General features: G+C 44.9%; 14 protein-coding genes. All 14 read right to left on the minus strand.

The annotated features are described in order from the left end of the window. Nucleotides 1-113 precede the first annotated feature (113 nt). A complete protein-coding gene (locus tag FXV78_RS02295) occupies nucleotides 114-1,229 on the minus strand; it encodes a BMP family lipoprotein (protein WP_004843478.1) in 1,116 nt (371 codons plus the stop codon). Nucleotides 1,230-1,241: 12 nt separating this feature from the next. Beyond that, a complete protein-coding gene (gene deoC / locus FXV78_RS02300) occupies nucleotides 1,242-1,907 on the minus strand; it encodes a deoxyribose-phosphate aldolase (protein ID WP_004843479.1) in 666 nt (221 codons plus the stop codon). A 21-nt stretch (nucleotides 1,908-1,928) separates the two neighbouring features. Continuing rightward, complete coding sequence (locus tag FXV78_RS02305; RefSeq protein WP_004843480.1) at nucleotides 1,929-3,251, minus strand: pyrimidine-nucleoside phosphorylase; 1,323 nt, start codon at nucleotides 3,249-3,251, stop codon at nucleotides 1,929-1,931. Nucleotides 3,252-3,275: 24 nt separating this feature from the next. Continuing rightward, nucleotides 3,276-4,229 carry an ABC transporter permease gene (locus FXV78_RS02310; protein ID WP_004843481.1) on the minus strand — a complete coding sequence of 318 codons (954 nt, stop codon included), beginning with the start codon at nucleotides 4,227-4,229 and terminating at the stop codon, nucleotides 3,276-3,278. Beyond that, nucleotides 4,226-5,356: an ABC transporter permease gene (locus FXV78_RS02315; RefSeq protein ID WP_004843482.1), complete on the minus strand. Its 1,131-nt coding sequence runs from the start codon at nucleotides 5,354-5,356 to the stop codon at nucleotides 4,226-4,228. Before FXV78_RS02315 ends, FXV78_RS02310 begins: the two co-directional genes overlap by 4 nt. Next, nucleotides 5,346-6,878: an ABC transporter ATP-binding protein gene (locus FXV78_RS02320; RefSeq protein WP_009244908.1), complete on the minus strand. Its 1,533-nt coding sequence runs from the start codon at nucleotides 6,876-6,878 to the stop codon at nucleotides 5,346-5,348. Before FXV78_RS02320 ends, FXV78_RS02315 begins: the two co-directional genes overlap by 11 nt. A 22-nt stretch (nucleotides 6,879-6,900) precedes the next feature. Then, the gene (locus FXV78_RS02325) at nucleotides 6,901-8,076 is read right to left on the minus strand and encodes a phosphopentomutase (RefSeq protein WP_004843484.1); all 1,176 of its coding nucleotides are present in this window, start codon (nucleotides 8,074-8,076) and stop codon (nucleotides 6,901-6,903) included. Between the two features lie 235 nt (nucleotides 8,077-8,311). Continuing rightward, complete coding sequence (gene purD / locus FXV78_RS02330) at nucleotides 8,312-9,583, minus strand: phosphoribosylamine--glycine ligase (RefSeq protein ID WP_004843485.1); 1,272 nt, start codon at nucleotides 9,581-9,583, stop codon at nucleotides 8,312-8,314. A 14-nt stretch (nucleotides 9,584-9,597) separates the two neighbouring features. Continuing rightward, nucleotides 9,598-10,224 carry a phosphoribosylglycinamide formyltransferase gene (gene purN, locus FXV78_RS02335; RefSeq protein ID WP_004843486.1) on the minus strand — a complete coding sequence of 209 codons (627 nt, stop codon included), beginning with the start codon at nucleotides 10,222-10,224 and terminating at the stop codon, nucleotides 9,598-9,600. Next, complete coding sequence (gene purM / locus FXV78_RS02340; RefSeq protein ID WP_004843487.1) at nucleotides 10,218-11,243, minus strand: phosphoribosylformylglycinamidine cyclo-ligase; 1,026 nt, start codon at nucleotides 11,241-11,243, stop codon at nucleotides 10,218-10,220. Before purM ends, purN begins: the two co-directional genes overlap by 7 nt. Before the next feature lie 32 nt (nucleotides 11,244-11,275). Continuing rightward, a complete protein-coding gene (gene purE / locus FXV78_RS02345) occupies nucleotides 11,276-11,785 on the minus strand; it encodes a 5-(carboxyamino)imidazole ribonucleotide mutase (RefSeq protein WP_004843488.1) in 510 nt (169 codons plus the stop codon). A 38-nt stretch (nucleotides 11,786-11,823) separates the two neighbouring features. Further along, nucleotides 11,824-13,122 carry a hypothetical protein gene (locus FXV78_RS02350; RefSeq protein ID WP_004843489.1) on the minus strand — a complete coding sequence of 433 codons (1,299 nt, stop codon included), beginning with the start codon at nucleotides 13,120-13,122 and terminating at the stop codon, nucleotides 11,824-11,826. Beyond that, a complete protein-coding gene (locus FXV78_RS02355; RefSeq protein WP_004843490.1) occupies nucleotides 13,123-13,476 on the minus strand; it encodes a DUF6142 family protein in 354 nt (117 codons plus the stop codon). Further along, on the minus strand, nucleotides 13,442-13,927 hold the full coding sequence (locus FXV78_RS02360) for a VanZ family protein (RefSeq protein WP_023923924.1): 486 nt from the start codon (nucleotides 13,925-13,927) through the stop codon (nucleotides 13,442-13,444). Before FXV78_RS02360 ends, FXV78_RS02355 begins: the two co-directional genes overlap by 35 nt. Nucleotides 13,928-13,929: the final 2 nt, after the last annotated feature.

Below are 13,929 nucleotides of genomic sequence, written 5' to 3' on the forward strand. Positions count from 1 at the left end.
CTCCTTACTATTATAAAACAAATCGCCGAAAAAAACAGAAGTTCTTACATTTCCGTGAAAAAAATTTCCGGCTGACATTTAAAATCTGCCAGCCGGATACATGTACGCCATTCTTATTTGATCAGCTCTACTTTTACAACTTCTGTCGGAACACCTGTTGCATCCTCTGCTGTCTGGTCATTTCCAACTTTAATTGTACCGTCTTTTAACTGTGCATACAGTTCATCATATTTTTCCTGTGTGAATACTTTAAATTTAGAAGTTTCCATTGGAAGTTTTACACCATCCTGAGAAGCGTCCAGAGTCACTGTTTTTCCTCCCTGGAAGCTGTCATTATAGTAATCTTCCAGTGCTCCATAAATAGAATCTCCAAGGTTCTTCATTGCGGAAGTGATGACTGTCTCAGACTCTACAGACTGGTCAACGTCTACACCGATCACAACTTTGTCTGCTGTCTCTGCCGCTTTCATAACAGAGTTTCCAACTCCGCCGCCACATGCAAAGATACACTCTGTTCCTTCATTGTACCATGCTGCTGCTTTTGCGTTGTTTTCCGGAGATGCATCAAAGTTTCCTACATAAGTATATTTCATTTTGATGTCCCCTGCTTTGAGTCCCATATCTTTTGCTGCCGCATCTGCTCCCTGGATAAATCCATATCCATAGCGGATAACCGCAGGTACCGCGATACCACCCATAAATCCAAGATTCTTGTATCCTTCTGTCACCGCTGCATATCCAGCCAGATATCCGGCCTGCTCTTCCGCATACATGATAGACATTACATTGTCTTCGATCTGTACATTTCCGTCCTTATCCTTTGGCTCTGCATCTACAAGGATAAAGCTTACATCCGGATATTTTGTCTGTGCCTCCATGATCGGATACTCAAACAAGAATCCCGGTGTTGCAATAACTTTTGCCCCGCCTTTTACTGCCAGATCAATGGCATTCATACAAGCCTCATCAGATTTTTCTGTTGGTTTGTAATATTTGTGTGTCAGGTTGTTGTCTTTTGCGTATTTTTCAAGTCCTTCCCATGTTCCCTGGTTAAATGACTTGTCATCAATGGTTCCAACGTCTGTGATCAGTGCCAGCTCATAACCGCCTTTTCCGCCTTTGTCTCCATCTTTTGCATCAGATCCTTCACTTCCTGGTTTCTGTACACATCCTGTCATTCCGACAACGAGTGTTGCTGCCATAAGCAGACTTAAGATTTTCTTTTTCATGTCTTCTCCTCCTTAATATCCACTGGTCTGTTCGCCCTGAATCAGTTGAATTGCAGAGCTGGTACCAATTCTATCACATCCTGCTTCCAGGAATGCTTCCATATCAGCCACTGTCTTGACTCCGCCCGCTGCTTTCATTTTTACGTCCGGTCCGATATTCTCTCTAAATAAACGGATGTCTTCCAGTGTTGCTCCGGCTGTTCCAAATCCGGTGGAAGTCTTGATGTAATCTGCTCCCGCCGCTGTCACAGCTTTACACATCGCGATCTTTTCTTCCTCTGTCAGATAGCAGGTCTCAATGATCACTTTTAAGATCTTATCGCCTGTAATCTTCTTGAGTGCCGCAATTTCTGCCTGTACCGCATCGTAATTTCCGTTTTTCACATCGGAAATATTCACTACCATATCTACTTCAGATGCACCGTCTTCCAGTGCTTTTTTTGTCTCCGCCGCCTTTGCCTCTGTAACGCTGTACCCCAGTGGAAATCCCACTACTGTACAAATATTGATCTTCTCTCCATACGTATCATGCACCCGCTTGATGTAGCATGGCGGGATACATACAGAAGCTGTCTCGTATTCGATCGCTTCCTCACATAATTTCTGAATGTCTTCCCAAGTGGCAAATGCCCTCAGCTGTGTGTGATCCACATGTTTCAAAATTTCTTTCTGATCCATTTTTGTTCGCCGCCTTTCTTTTTAAAAATACTCTACCTGCTCTTTTGTAACACGTGCGTAAACAAGCTTTTCCTCTTCTGCACGTATACTTTTTTGTGTCACTGCTGACAAATAACGCTTCGCTGCCGCTTCAAATAATTCTTCTCTGGAAGCATACATAGTCGCCAGAGACTCGCCTTTTTCCACATAATCTCCCACTTTTTTGTGAATGATAATACCTGCCGCGAAATCAATCCCACTGTCTTTCGTCTCTCTTCCGGCTCCCAGCATTGCAGAAGCGATTCCACAGCTCTCCGTATCCATAAATGTAATATATCCAGATTCCTTCGCGCAAACTTCATAAGAATATGGAGCTTTTGCAAACTTCTGCGTATCCCAGATCACCGCATCATCACCGCCCTGGGCTCTCACCATAGCTGCCAGATGCTCCAGTGCCTTCCCGTTTGCGATCACTTCTTTTACCATACTCTTACACTCATCCAGCGTTCCTTTTCCTGCCAGATAGAGCATATTAGAGGCAAGATGCATACAAACCACTGTCAGATCCTGTGGTCCGTTTCCTTTGAGTGTCTCCACTGCCTCGATCACTTCCAGGCTGTTTCCGATATTATGTCCCAGCGGAATGTCCATATTGGTAATCAGGGCAACCGTACGTTTTCCTGCATTTTCCCCAATGGAGACCATCTCTTTTGCAAGTGCCACGGAATCTTCCAGTGTCTTCATAAAAGCTCCGCTTCCAGTCTTGACATCCAACAGGATACAGTCGTTTCCGGCTGCCAGCTTTTTACTCATAATGGAAACTGCGATCAGTGGAATACTGTCCACAGTCGCTGTCACATCCCGAAGCGCATACAGTTTTTTATCTGCCGGAGCCAGATTGCCGGACTGTCCGATTACACTGACTCCCGTCTTATTTACTACCTCAAAAAATTCTTCTCTTGTCAGAGTCGTCCGAAGTCCGGGAATCGATTCCAGTTTATCTACAGTTCCTCCGGTATGTCCCAGACCCCGACCGGACATTTTTGCCACTTTTGCACCACATGCCGCTACAATCGGTGCAATGATCAGTGTAGTCTTGTCTCCGACTCCACCGGTAGAATGTTTATCCACCTTAGTTCCTTCAATCCCGGAAAGATCTACCATATCCCCGGAATGAGCCACTGCCAGTGTCATGGCAAGTGTCTCTTCCTCTGTCATTCCCTGAAAATACACTGCCATCAAAAATGCAGACATCTGATAATCAGGAATATTTCCCGCTACGTATTCTTCTACCAGATACTGAATCTCTTGGTGGTTTAAAGCTTCTCCGTTTCTTTTTTTCATGATCAGGTCATACATTCTCATTGTCTTATCCCTGCCTTTCCTCGACTATCTGCTTCCCTTGTCATATGGGATTCCCTCTGCTTTCGGAGCCTGTGAATTCTTGGAGAAGAATGCCAGAACAACCAGTGTTGCAATATAAGGAATCATCTTGTATACCTCATTCGGTATCGGCAGTGATTTCAGGAATGGAATCGTAGAGTATGCACTGGAGAGTGTTTTCATGATTCCAAAGAAGAATGCTGCCATTAAAATCTTGTTGCTTCGCCACTGTCCGAAGATCAGAACCGCGATTGCCAAAAATCCGTATCCGGCTACACTTGCATTGAAGTTTGTAGAAGTCGGAACAACAAAGATCAGTCCTCCGATTCCTCCGAGTACACCGGAAATAATCACTCCGGCATAACGAATTTTGTAGACGTTGACTCCCACAGAATCTGCTGCTCCCGGATGTTCTCCACAGGCGCGCAGTCGGAGTCCGAATCTTGTGTTTTTGATCACAAATGCGGCTACCGCAAAAATCAGGATTCCAATATAAGTAGAAATATAGCAATTCTGGAAGAACAAATCTCCGATTACCGGAATATCTCCCAATACCGGCACTTTATTGATATGGAATGTGTCCGTAAACTGGATCTGCTGCATTCCCTGGATCATACGTGCTGTAAAAATCGCAAAAGCCGGTGCAAAGAGGTTCAGCGCCGTACCGCTGATGGTCTGATCTGCTTTCATATTGATCGAAGCAAATGCATGCAGAAGACTAAACAGTCCTCCGGTCAGTCCCGCTACCAGCATGGCGAGCAGGAACAATCCCTGACCACTTAATGTCCCCTGGAAAATATTGATAAAGAAGATCCCCGCAAAGGCTCCCATGACCATGATACCTTCCAGTGCGATATTGATCACACCGCTTCGTTCCGAATACATTGCTCCGATTGCAACGATCAAAAGCGGAATGGCAAAATACATCGTCTGCTGTACAACGAAATATGCTACATTCATGACTGTCCCTCCTTCCCTGCACGATCTGTTCCTGATTTTTTCTCTGCCTTTTTCGCTTTTCTCATCTGAAATTTATAAATCGTATTTTTAAATAACAGGGAAAGCGCTCCGCAGTAAATAATCGCTGCAATAATAATATCAATCACTTCCGGTGCGAAATCAAACAGCTGCATATTGTTTCCGCCTACTGTGATATATCCGATGAAAAGTCCTGCAAATAAAATTCCGATCGGATTGGAAAGTCCGAGCAGTGCAACGGAAATTCCGGAGAATCCTTCCGGTGCGATCACGTCCAGTACCTGCATATATTTTCCGGAGTTTGCCAGATATAACAGTGCTCCGCCGAGTCCGGAGAGCGCACCTGCGATCACCATGGAAAGTACGATATTGCGCTTTTCATTGATACCTGCATACCGGCTGGCATCCGGATTCATTCCGCAGGCTTTCAGTTCGTATCCGAAAATCGTCTTATTCAACAGAATGTAAATTAAGATCACGCATCCAATGGCGATCAAAATTCCGACATTGATGCTTGCTCCCGGGAACAGTTTATCCAGTCCGCCTTTCGGAAGATTTGCTCCCTCTGCTACTGCCATGGACTGATTCTTTACCTGATCATATACGGTATTCTGAATCAGCATATTGGTCAGATACATTCCGATATAGTTCATCATAATGGATGAAATTACTTCATTTACATTGAAAAATGCTTTTAAAAGTCCAGGAACCATGCCCCAGAGCGCTCCTGCCAGAATCGCTGCCAGAAGTGCCGCCAGACAATGAACTCCCGGCGGGAGAAATGTGAATTTGACTCCCACATATACCGCTGCAAACGCACCGGCTGTAAACTGTCCGGACGCTCCGATATTAAACAATCCGGTCTTAAATGCAAATCCTACGGAAAGTCCTGTCATGATCAGCGGTGTCGCCATATACAGCACCTGTCCGAATCCCTGCATTCCATCCGTAAACCCACCCTGAATGATCATCATAAATCCGCCGAATGCCTGGCTTGGATTACTGATCAGAAGAATGATCAGACCAAACAACAGACCGCAGACGATCGCAAGAATGGAGGAACTGAAATTGACAAAGCCTTCTCCTTTAAACAAATTCTTAATCTTCATTCTTCACACTCCTTTTCGCTCCTGCCATGTAAAGTCCGAGTTCTTCTGTCGTAATCTTCTTCGGATCCAGATCTGCAACAATCTCACCCTCGTACATGACGATGATCCTGTCACTGACATTCATCACCTCATCCAGTTCCAGTGAAACGAGAAGAACTGCCTTTCCTGCGTCCCGCTGCTCAATGAGCTGTTTGTGGATGTACTCGATCGCACCTACGTCCAGACCTCGTACCGGCTGTACTGCAATGACAATTTCCGGATTACGGTCCAGCTCTCTGGCAATAATCGCTTTCTGCTGATTTCCTCCCGACATGCCTCTGGCAATACTCTTCTCCCCCTGACTGGAACGGATATCAAATTTCTCGATCAGCATTTTCGCATACTGACGAATCGCATCAAATTTTAAAAAGCCGTGATTCTGGAATCTCCTGGTATAGTAAGACTGCAGAACCAGGTTTTCCTGAAGTGTGTAATCTAAAACCAGTCCGTCTTTGTGACGATCTTCCGGAATATGCGCCACTCCGTCCAGACATTTCTGACGAATACTCTCTTTGGTGATATCCTTTCCATTTAAGATCACCTGTCCATGCTCGATCGGTATCAGACCTGTGATTCCATATACCAGCTCAGACTGTCCGTTTCCGTCAATACCTGCCACGCAGAGAATCTCGCCTTTTCTTACCTGGAAAGATACATTGTCAACCGCAGCTTTTCCATGATGTCTGGATTTTACAGTCAGATTTTTCACTTCCAGAACCGGTTCTCCCGGTGTCATCTCCGGTTTGTCTACGATAAAGTTGACCTTGCGTCCGACCATCATCTCAGACATCTGCTCTTTGGATGTCTCTGCCACCTCGACAGTTCCGATGTATTTTCCTTTTCTCAGAACACTGCATCGATTTGCAACTTCTTTGATCTCATTGAGCTTATGTGTGATAAAGATAATGGATTTTCCTTCTGCGATCAGCTGCTTCATCACCTTCATCAGTTCACTGATTTCCTGTGGTGTCAGAACTGCTGTCGGCTCGTCAAAGATCAGGATATCATTGTCGCAGTAGAGCATCTTTAAGATCTCCACTCTCTGCTGCATCCCAACTGTGATATCCGAAATATACGCATCCGGATCGATCTTGAATTTGTACTTCTCACTGAGCTCCATTACTTTTTTACGGGCTGCATCCATTTTGAGCACACCCATCTTTGTTGTCTCACGTCCCAGAACAATACTTTCCAGAACTGTGAAGTTGTGTACCAGCTTGAAGTGCTGGTGTACCATTCCGATTCCAAGATCATTGGCGTCATTCGGGTTGTTGATGTTCACTGTTTTCCCATTGATGCGGATCTCTCCTTCCTCCGGCTGGTACAGACCGAAGAGAACGCTCATCAGTGTTGACTTTCCTGCTCCATTTTCACCGAGCAGCGCGTGGATCTCGCCTTTTTTTACCTGGAGGGTGATATCATCGTTTGCTTTGAAATTTCCAAACTGTTTGGTGATGTGGTTCATTTCAATTACATATTCCACATTCGCTTCCTCCCTTTCTCTTTTATTTCTTTAAAATGTATTCTTTCATACTTGTTCCGTCCGTATTATTTTCCACATTGAAAATATCAAGGATCGTTGCTGCAATATCTGCAAAACTTTCTCTTGTTCCGAGATTCACATCTTCCCGGATGCTCTTGCCGTAAACAAGAAACGGTGTGTGCTCCCGTGTGTGATCCGTTCCCGGAAATCCCGGATCGCATCCGTGATCGGCAGTGATCATCAGAATATCGTCATCTCTCATCCGTTCCATAAAGGTTCCCAGCTGACGGTCAAATGTTGTCGCCGCCTCTGCATAGCCTTTCCTATTGTTCCTGTGTCCGTACACCATGTCAAAATCCACCAGATTCACAAAACAGATTCCGTTAAAATCTACATCCTGTGTCTCGATGGTTTTTTCCATTCCGTCCACATTATTCTGGATACGCTGTGTATGCTGGATTCCTTGTCCTGCAAAAATATCATAGATTTTTCCTACACCATACGTATCATATCCGGCTTTTACAAGTGCATCCAGCATCGTGTCTTTTGGCGGCAGTAAGGAAAAATCATGCCGGTTCGCAGTTCTGGTAAAATTCGGTGCTGTCCCGATAAACGGTCTTGCAATGACACGTCCAACCCCATGCTCTCCCACAAGGATCCTTCTTGCGATCTCACAGTCCCGATACAGTTCTTCGATCGGAACCACATCTTCATGTGCTGCAATCTGAAATACACTGTCCGCAGAAGTATATACAATCAGCGCTCCTGTCTCTACATGCTCCTGCCCGTAATCCCGGATCACGTCTGTTCCGGAGTACGGCTTGTTGCACAGAACCTTCCTTCCCGTCTCACGCTCAAACGCATCCAGCACTTCCTTCGGAAATCCATCCGGATACGTCGGAAGCGGTTTTGGAGAGATCACTCCGGCAATCTCCCAGTGCCCAATCGTCGTATCTTTCCCTCTGGACTGCTCCTTCATACGTGCATATGAACCGATAGGGTGCTCTTCTTTCTCCATCCAGTCCACGCCATCGATGTTGAAAAGCCCGATCCTTTTCATGTTCGGGGTATCATACTCCTTCACTTTGGTGATCGTCTTCAATGTGTTTGCTCCGACATCTCCAAAATCAGCTGCATCTGTCATCTCTCCGATTCCATAACTGTCCAGAACAATCAGAAAAACTCGTTTCTTTTCCATTTTTAATCCGCCTTTCAAATTTGCCAATTCCGTCTTTTCTATAGTTCACATTTTAGACACTTTTTATAATCAAGAAAAGGACTGGAGTCCTTTTTTCGCATTACACTTTTATTTTCCCTCAATTTTTCTTTATATTTCAATTTTTTATCGTTTAATTCGCACAAAAACAGCCCGGCAGATCAAATTTAAATCAAATCCGCCAGGCAGCTTCTTTCTTTATACATTTTATATTGTTTTATACCTCGTCAATTGCTTTTCCAATATCATGACGCATATATTTGTTTTCAAACTGCACCCACTCTGTTGCAGCATAGGCATTGGCTCTCGCTTCTTTGAGATCTTTTCCCTTTGCTGTCACACCGAGCACACGCCCGCCGTTTGTCACAATCTGTCCGTCCTGAAGCTTTGTGCCGGCATGGAAACAGTAATACCCTTCATGCTTGTTAAATTCTTCCAACCCCTGAATCGGGAAACCTTTTTCATAACTTACCGGATATCCTTCGGATGCCAGTACCACGCATACTGCTGCATTGTCTTCAAACTGCAGATCTACCTGATCCAGTGTTCCGTCAATACATGCTTCCACAACTTCAATCAAATCATTCTTCATACGCGGCAGTACAACCTGCGCTTCCGGATCCCCGAAGCGTGCATTGTATTCCAGTACCTTCGGTCCCTCTTCTGTCAGCATCAGTCCAAAAAAGATCACGCCTTTAAACTCTCTACCCTCTGCTGCCATAGCATCCACCGTTGCCTGATAAATGTGTTCGCTACAAAATTCTTCCACTTCTTTTGTGTAGAACGGGCTTGGTGAAAATGTTCCCATTCCACCTGTGTTCAGGCCTGTATCTCCATCTCCCGCACGCTTGTGATCCTGTGCAGAAGTCATGGTCTTAATGGTCTTTCCGTCTACGAAAGAAAGAACAGAAACCTCCCGGCCTGTCATAAATTCTTCGATGACCATCTCATTTCCGGCTGTTCCGAACTTCTTATCCAGCATGATCGTACGCACGCCTTCTTTTGCCTCTTCAAAATTCTGACAGATTAAAACACCTTTTCCAAGTGCCAGTCCGTCTGCTTTGAGCACGATTGGGAATTTTGCAGTCTCCAGATATGCGATTGCTGCATCCGGATCTGTAAAATTCTCATATGCGGCTGTCGGAATATGATATTTCTTCATCAGGTCCTTTGAAAACGCTTTGGATCCCTCCAGGATCGCTGCATTCTTTCTTGGTCCGAATGTGCGGATACCGGCTGCTTCCATCTCATCCACAAGACCTCCCACCAGAGGATCATCCATTCCCACAATACAAAGATCGATCGATTTTTCTTTTGCAAATGCGACCAGTTTTTCAAATTCCATGGCGCCGATCGGCACACACTCTGCGAATTCTTCAATCCCTGCATTTCCCGGTGCACAGTACATCTTTTCTACTTTGCTGCTCTTTGCGGCGCTGGCTGCGATCGCATGTTCTCTTCCGCCGCTTCCGACTATTAAAACTTTCATGGCAGTCTCCTCTTCTACTGTGTGATCACAGTTCTTCCGTCTTTTACCGTTACTTTTCCATTGGCGATCAGATCGATCGCTTCCGGCAGAATCTTCCATTCTGCCTGCTCCATCACCCGGCGCTGCAAAATCTCAGGAGTATCATCCGGCTGTGTTTCTACTGCTTTCTGTAACAGGATCGGACCGGTATCCGTCCCCTCATCCACAAAATGAACCGTTGCACCGACTACCTTTACACCGCGCTCTAGAGCTGCCTCATGTACCTTCAGTCCGTAAAATCCTTTTCCACAGAAGGAAGGGATCAAAGACGGATGAATATTGATCATACGGTTGCGGTATTTTGCAATCATCTCCGGCGGGATCACCACCAGGAATCCTGCAAGCACGATCAGATCAGGCGCATATGCATCGACTGCTTCCAGAAGCTTCTCATTAAAGATTTCTCTGGATTCAAACTCCTTCGGCGAGATACAACACGCCGAAATCCCGTGTTCTTTTGCACGTTCCAGCGCATATGCATTGGCGTTATTACTGATCACACCGACAATTTCCGCATTAGTGATCGTACCGTCTGCCACACGATCTATGATCGCCTGAAGGTTGGTTCCGCCTCCGGAAACCATCACGACTACTCTTAGCATAAAGTAACTCCTTTTTCTCCGGCTTCGATCTTACCTACTACATATGGAGTATCTCCGGCCGCTTTGATTGCTTCCATTGTCTTCTCCACATCTGCGGCGTCTACTGCCAGAACCATACCAAGTCCCATGTTGAATGTGTTGTACATCATCTGTTCTTCGATATCCCCTTCTTTTGCCAGCATATCAAAAATCGGAAGCACCGGATAACTGTCCTTTTCGATCACTGCATGCGTTCCTTCTTTAAGCATACGTGGAATATTCTCATAGAATCCGCCGCCTGTAATATGGCTGCAGGCTTTGACTGTCACACCCGCTGCTTTGATGCTCTTGAGTGCTTTGACATAAATTCTGGTAGGTGCTAAAAGTGCTTCGCCCAATGTACATCCAAGACTCTCATGATATGTCTCCAGATTTTCTTTTGTCATCTCAAACACTTTTCTCACCAGAGAGAATCCGTTGCTGTGCACACCGGAAGACGCCATCCCGATCAGTACATCTCCTGCTTTTAAGTCTTCTCCTGTGATCATCTCTTTTTTATCACAGACACCTACTGCAAATCCGGCCAGATCATAATCTTCCTCCGGCATCAGTCCCGGATGCTCTGCTGTCTCACCACCGATCAGCGCTGCTTCTGACTGCAAACATCCTTCTGCAACACCGCTTACGATCGATGCGATCTTTTCCGGGTAATTCTTTCCACATGCGATGTAATCCAGGAAAAATAATGGTTCTCCTCCTGCACATGCAATATCATTGACACACATCGCAACTGCATCGATTCCGATCGTATCATGCTTGTCCATGATCATTGCCAGTTTGACTTTTGTACCACATCCGTCTGTTCCGGAAAGCAGTACCGGCTCTTCCATCTCTTTGATCTTTGCAAGAGAAAACGCACCGGAAAATCCACCCAGTCCACCGAGTACTTCCGGACGCATTGTTTTCTTTACGTGTTCTTTCATAAGTTCCACTGATTTGTAACCAGCCTCAATATCCACACCTGCATTCTTATAATCCATAACTATTCTCCATTTCTTACATCGTCTGTGCTCTATTTTTCCAGATACGCCTGATATCCGATCTCGTCCAGCTTTTCTGCTTTTTTCTGAACTGTCTCTTTCATCTCTTCTGAATATGCTTTGAGTTTTTTCAAAACTTCCTCATCTGAGGTCGCAAGAATCTTTGCTGCCAGAATTGCCGCATTCATACCTCCGTCAATCGCAACAGTGGCAACCGGAATTCCCGGCGGCATCTGAACGATCGAATAGAGTGCATCCATTCCATCCAGATTCTTTCCGGACATCGGAACTCCTACTACTGGCATCGGGAAAAGTGCCGCACACATTCCCGGAAGATGTGCTGCCATTCCTGCTCCTGCGATGATCACTTTGATCCCCTTTCCTTCGGCCGCCTTTGCCCAGTCAAAAAACACATCAGGCATACGGTGTGCGGAAATGATCGTCATCTCGTAATCAATTCCCAGTTTTTCCAGCATGTCCGCAGCTTTGCTCATCACCTTAAGGTCTGAATCACTGCCCATTACAATTCCTACTTTTGGCATATCTTGTCCACCTTTCTTAACTTTTGTGTATTCCCTGTCTATTTCTCAAAAGATCCGTCCGGCATCTTTTTTCCCTCAGTCACGAATCTTCCGTCCTCCAATAGTATAATATTTTTTCCTTCTTTTGTTAATACACTTATTTCTTCTAACTCTTCATAAGGTGTGGTTATATCTAAACCGTATTGATTCATAAGCTGAACTGATTTTTCATCAAATATGCGCAGACATTCCTTTTGTTCCTCCATGTAGGAAACTGCATCAGGACCGGCTTGTCCGCACAACGCTTCTTCCGCCCGATCCAGTCGGATTCTTCCTGTCACTCTGGCTGTCCACTCCTTCTCACGCTCATATCCGTACTTCATCACATCCAGTTTTCGCTCGATATATTTCTTATCCAGAAACAGCGCCTCATCACATTTATGATCTGCTTCATACTGCGGATTTACATTCCCATGCAGTTCGTCTCTTGCAATCACACCGGATGCCGGAATGCAGATGACAGGTTCGATTCCCTGTTTTTCCAAATCTGCCAGCACAGCCAAAACAAGCCGCTCAAATCCCGGACGATAAAAGATCTGTACCACTGACTTTTCAGCCTGGCAATCCTCTTTGCGATATCTTCTTGTATACGTGTCTGCTATTTTCCAAAGAGCCTCCTCGGAAAGATTTCTGAAATATTCTGCCGTTTCCAGTTCTTTCTCTCCCACATATTCCCCGTAAGAATACAGATACCGGTTATCTGAAAGATCCATTTCCCTGATCCTGTCAATGACTGATTTTGTGTACACTGGATTTATGGACTCTCTGAGATGATCTGCCAGAAATACATCGCAGTAATCGCTTGCATACCAGTACACACACTCTCTTAAATTCCTGTATTCCGGCTGTTCCTGCGCTTCAAAACACTGATAGATCTCCAGAAACAACTCATTTAAGATCGTCAGATAATCCAGTCTGTTCGAAAATGCATACAGAATCCCGCTGCGCAATTCTGTATACAAAAAACTCAGGAGCTGTCCATAGACTTCTGAAAGCATCTTTACCGCATATGTCGGATCAGCAAAACTCTTCTTATAGTTTTCCCCCAGAATATCTACATACAGCTCCTGATTCCATCTCTTCCTCTCTTCCAGAGTGAAGGTTTCAAAACTGTGGTCTTCTATTGTTCTGCGAAGTGATTCCAGTTTGAGCAAAAAAGCGGCACACATCCGGAAATACGGCCGATACCTGTCCTGCACAGTCTCTTCCTGATCGATCATCTGCAGTCTTTCTATTGAGAGCTGGTGGCGTTCCATACATCTCTCGTTTCTATCCCGCTGCCATGTTTCCAATTTCATCTATGAGAGTCCTCCTAAAAATATCATGATCAGAACCAGCAATACCAGCCCGTTAAGTACGATTCCGAGCCAGCACGTAAAATGTCTTTTTTCCGGCTCCTGACGTCCCTTAAGACCTGCCCGGATTCCAAAAACTGTAAACATCATATCGATCAGTCCCAATGCACCTGCAATATCTGCCGTTTTCTCACGCATTGTATACGCATGAAGAATCAACAATACAAGAACAAACAATGAAAAAATCGCATACATACAAGAACTTTTTCCCTGTCTTGCCTGTCTGATTTTTTCTTTCTTCTCTTTCTTCTCTTTCTTTTCCTTATTTTCCTTTTTTTCCTTTTTTTCTCCTGCCATCATATTTTCTCCTTATCCCATTACAGATCAAAAACAATACATATCCTAAAATTCCGCCGATCGTATTCAGTAACAGATCATCTACGTCAAAGCTTCCCACTCTTGTCAAAAGCTGAAATACTTCCACTCCGAGGCTCAGTCCCAAGCTATAGAACAATGTCATCAAAAAGCCTCTCATCCTGCTGGCAACGGATATAAAAAATCCATATGGCACAAAAATCAGGATATTTCCAAATAAATTGGTAAATACCGCGAAAAGCCCAAGCGTTTCCCGGTATTCCACAAAACGTCTGATCTCCTTGAAAAGCACAAGATTACAGCGGTATTCTTCACCAATACCGCTGCGTCCGTACCAGTCTGAGAAGATCAGGAAATATAATAAGAAAAAAATATAGAGCACAAATAATATTTTTCCCACCGTGCGGGTTCTTTTCACCTGTCTCTGATTCAAAT

The organism is Mediterraneibacter gnavus ATCC 29149 (assembly GCF_008121495.1).
GTDB classification, from domain to species: Bacteria; Bacillota; Clostridia; order Lachnospirales; family Lachnospiraceae; genus Mediterraneibacter; species Mediterraneibacter gnavus.

Excerpts from the sequence above, each read along its gene's own strand:
- deoC (WP_004843479.1), bottom strand. The coding sequence starts at position 1,907 with ATGGATCAGAAAGAAATTTTGAAACATGTGGATCACACACAGCTGAGG.
- FXV78_RS02350 (WP_004843489.1), bottom strand. The coding sequence starts at position 13,122 with ATGAAATTGGAAACATGGCAGCGGGATAGAAACGAGAGATGTATGGAA.
- FXV78_RS02310 (WP_004843481.1), bottom strand. The coding sequence starts at position 4,229 with ATGAATGTAGCATATTTCGTTGTACAGCAGACGATGTATTTTGCCATT.
- FXV78_RS02315 (WP_004843482.1), bottom strand. The coding sequence starts at position 5,356 with ATGAAGATTAAGAATTTGTTTAAAGGAGAAGGCTTTGTCAATTTCAGT.
- purE (WP_004843488.1), bottom strand. The coding sequence starts at position 11,785 with ATGCCAAAAGTAGGAATTGTAATGGGCAGTGATTCAGACCTTAAGGTG.
- purM (WP_004843487.1), bottom strand. The coding sequence starts at position 11,243 with ATGGATTATAAGAATGCAGGTGTGGATATTGAGGCTGGTTACAAATCA.
- FXV78_RS02355 (WP_004843490.1), bottom strand. The coding sequence starts at position 13,476 with ATGGCAGGAGAAAAAAAGGAAAAAAAGGAAAATAAGGAAAAGAAAGAG.
- FXV78_RS02305 (WP_004843480.1), bottom strand. The coding sequence starts at position 3,251 with ATGAGAATGTATGACCTGATCATGAAAAAAAGAAACGGAGAAGCTTTA.
- purD (WP_004843485.1), bottom strand. The coding sequence starts at position 9,583 with ATGAAAGTTTTAATAGTCGGAAGCGGCGGAAGAGAACATGCGATCGCA.
- FXV78_RS02295 (WP_004843478.1), bottom strand. The coding sequence starts at position 1,229 with ATGAAAAAGAAAATCTTAAGTCTGCTTATGGCAGCAACACTCGTTGTC.
- purN (WP_004843486.1), bottom strand. The coding sequence starts at position 10,224 with ATGCTAAGAGTAGTCGTGATGGTTTCCGGAGGCGGAACCAACCTTCAG.
- FXV78_RS02325 (WP_004843484.1), bottom strand. The coding sequence starts at position 8,076 with ATGGAAAAGAAACGAGTTTTTCTGATTGTTCTGGACAGTTATGGAATC.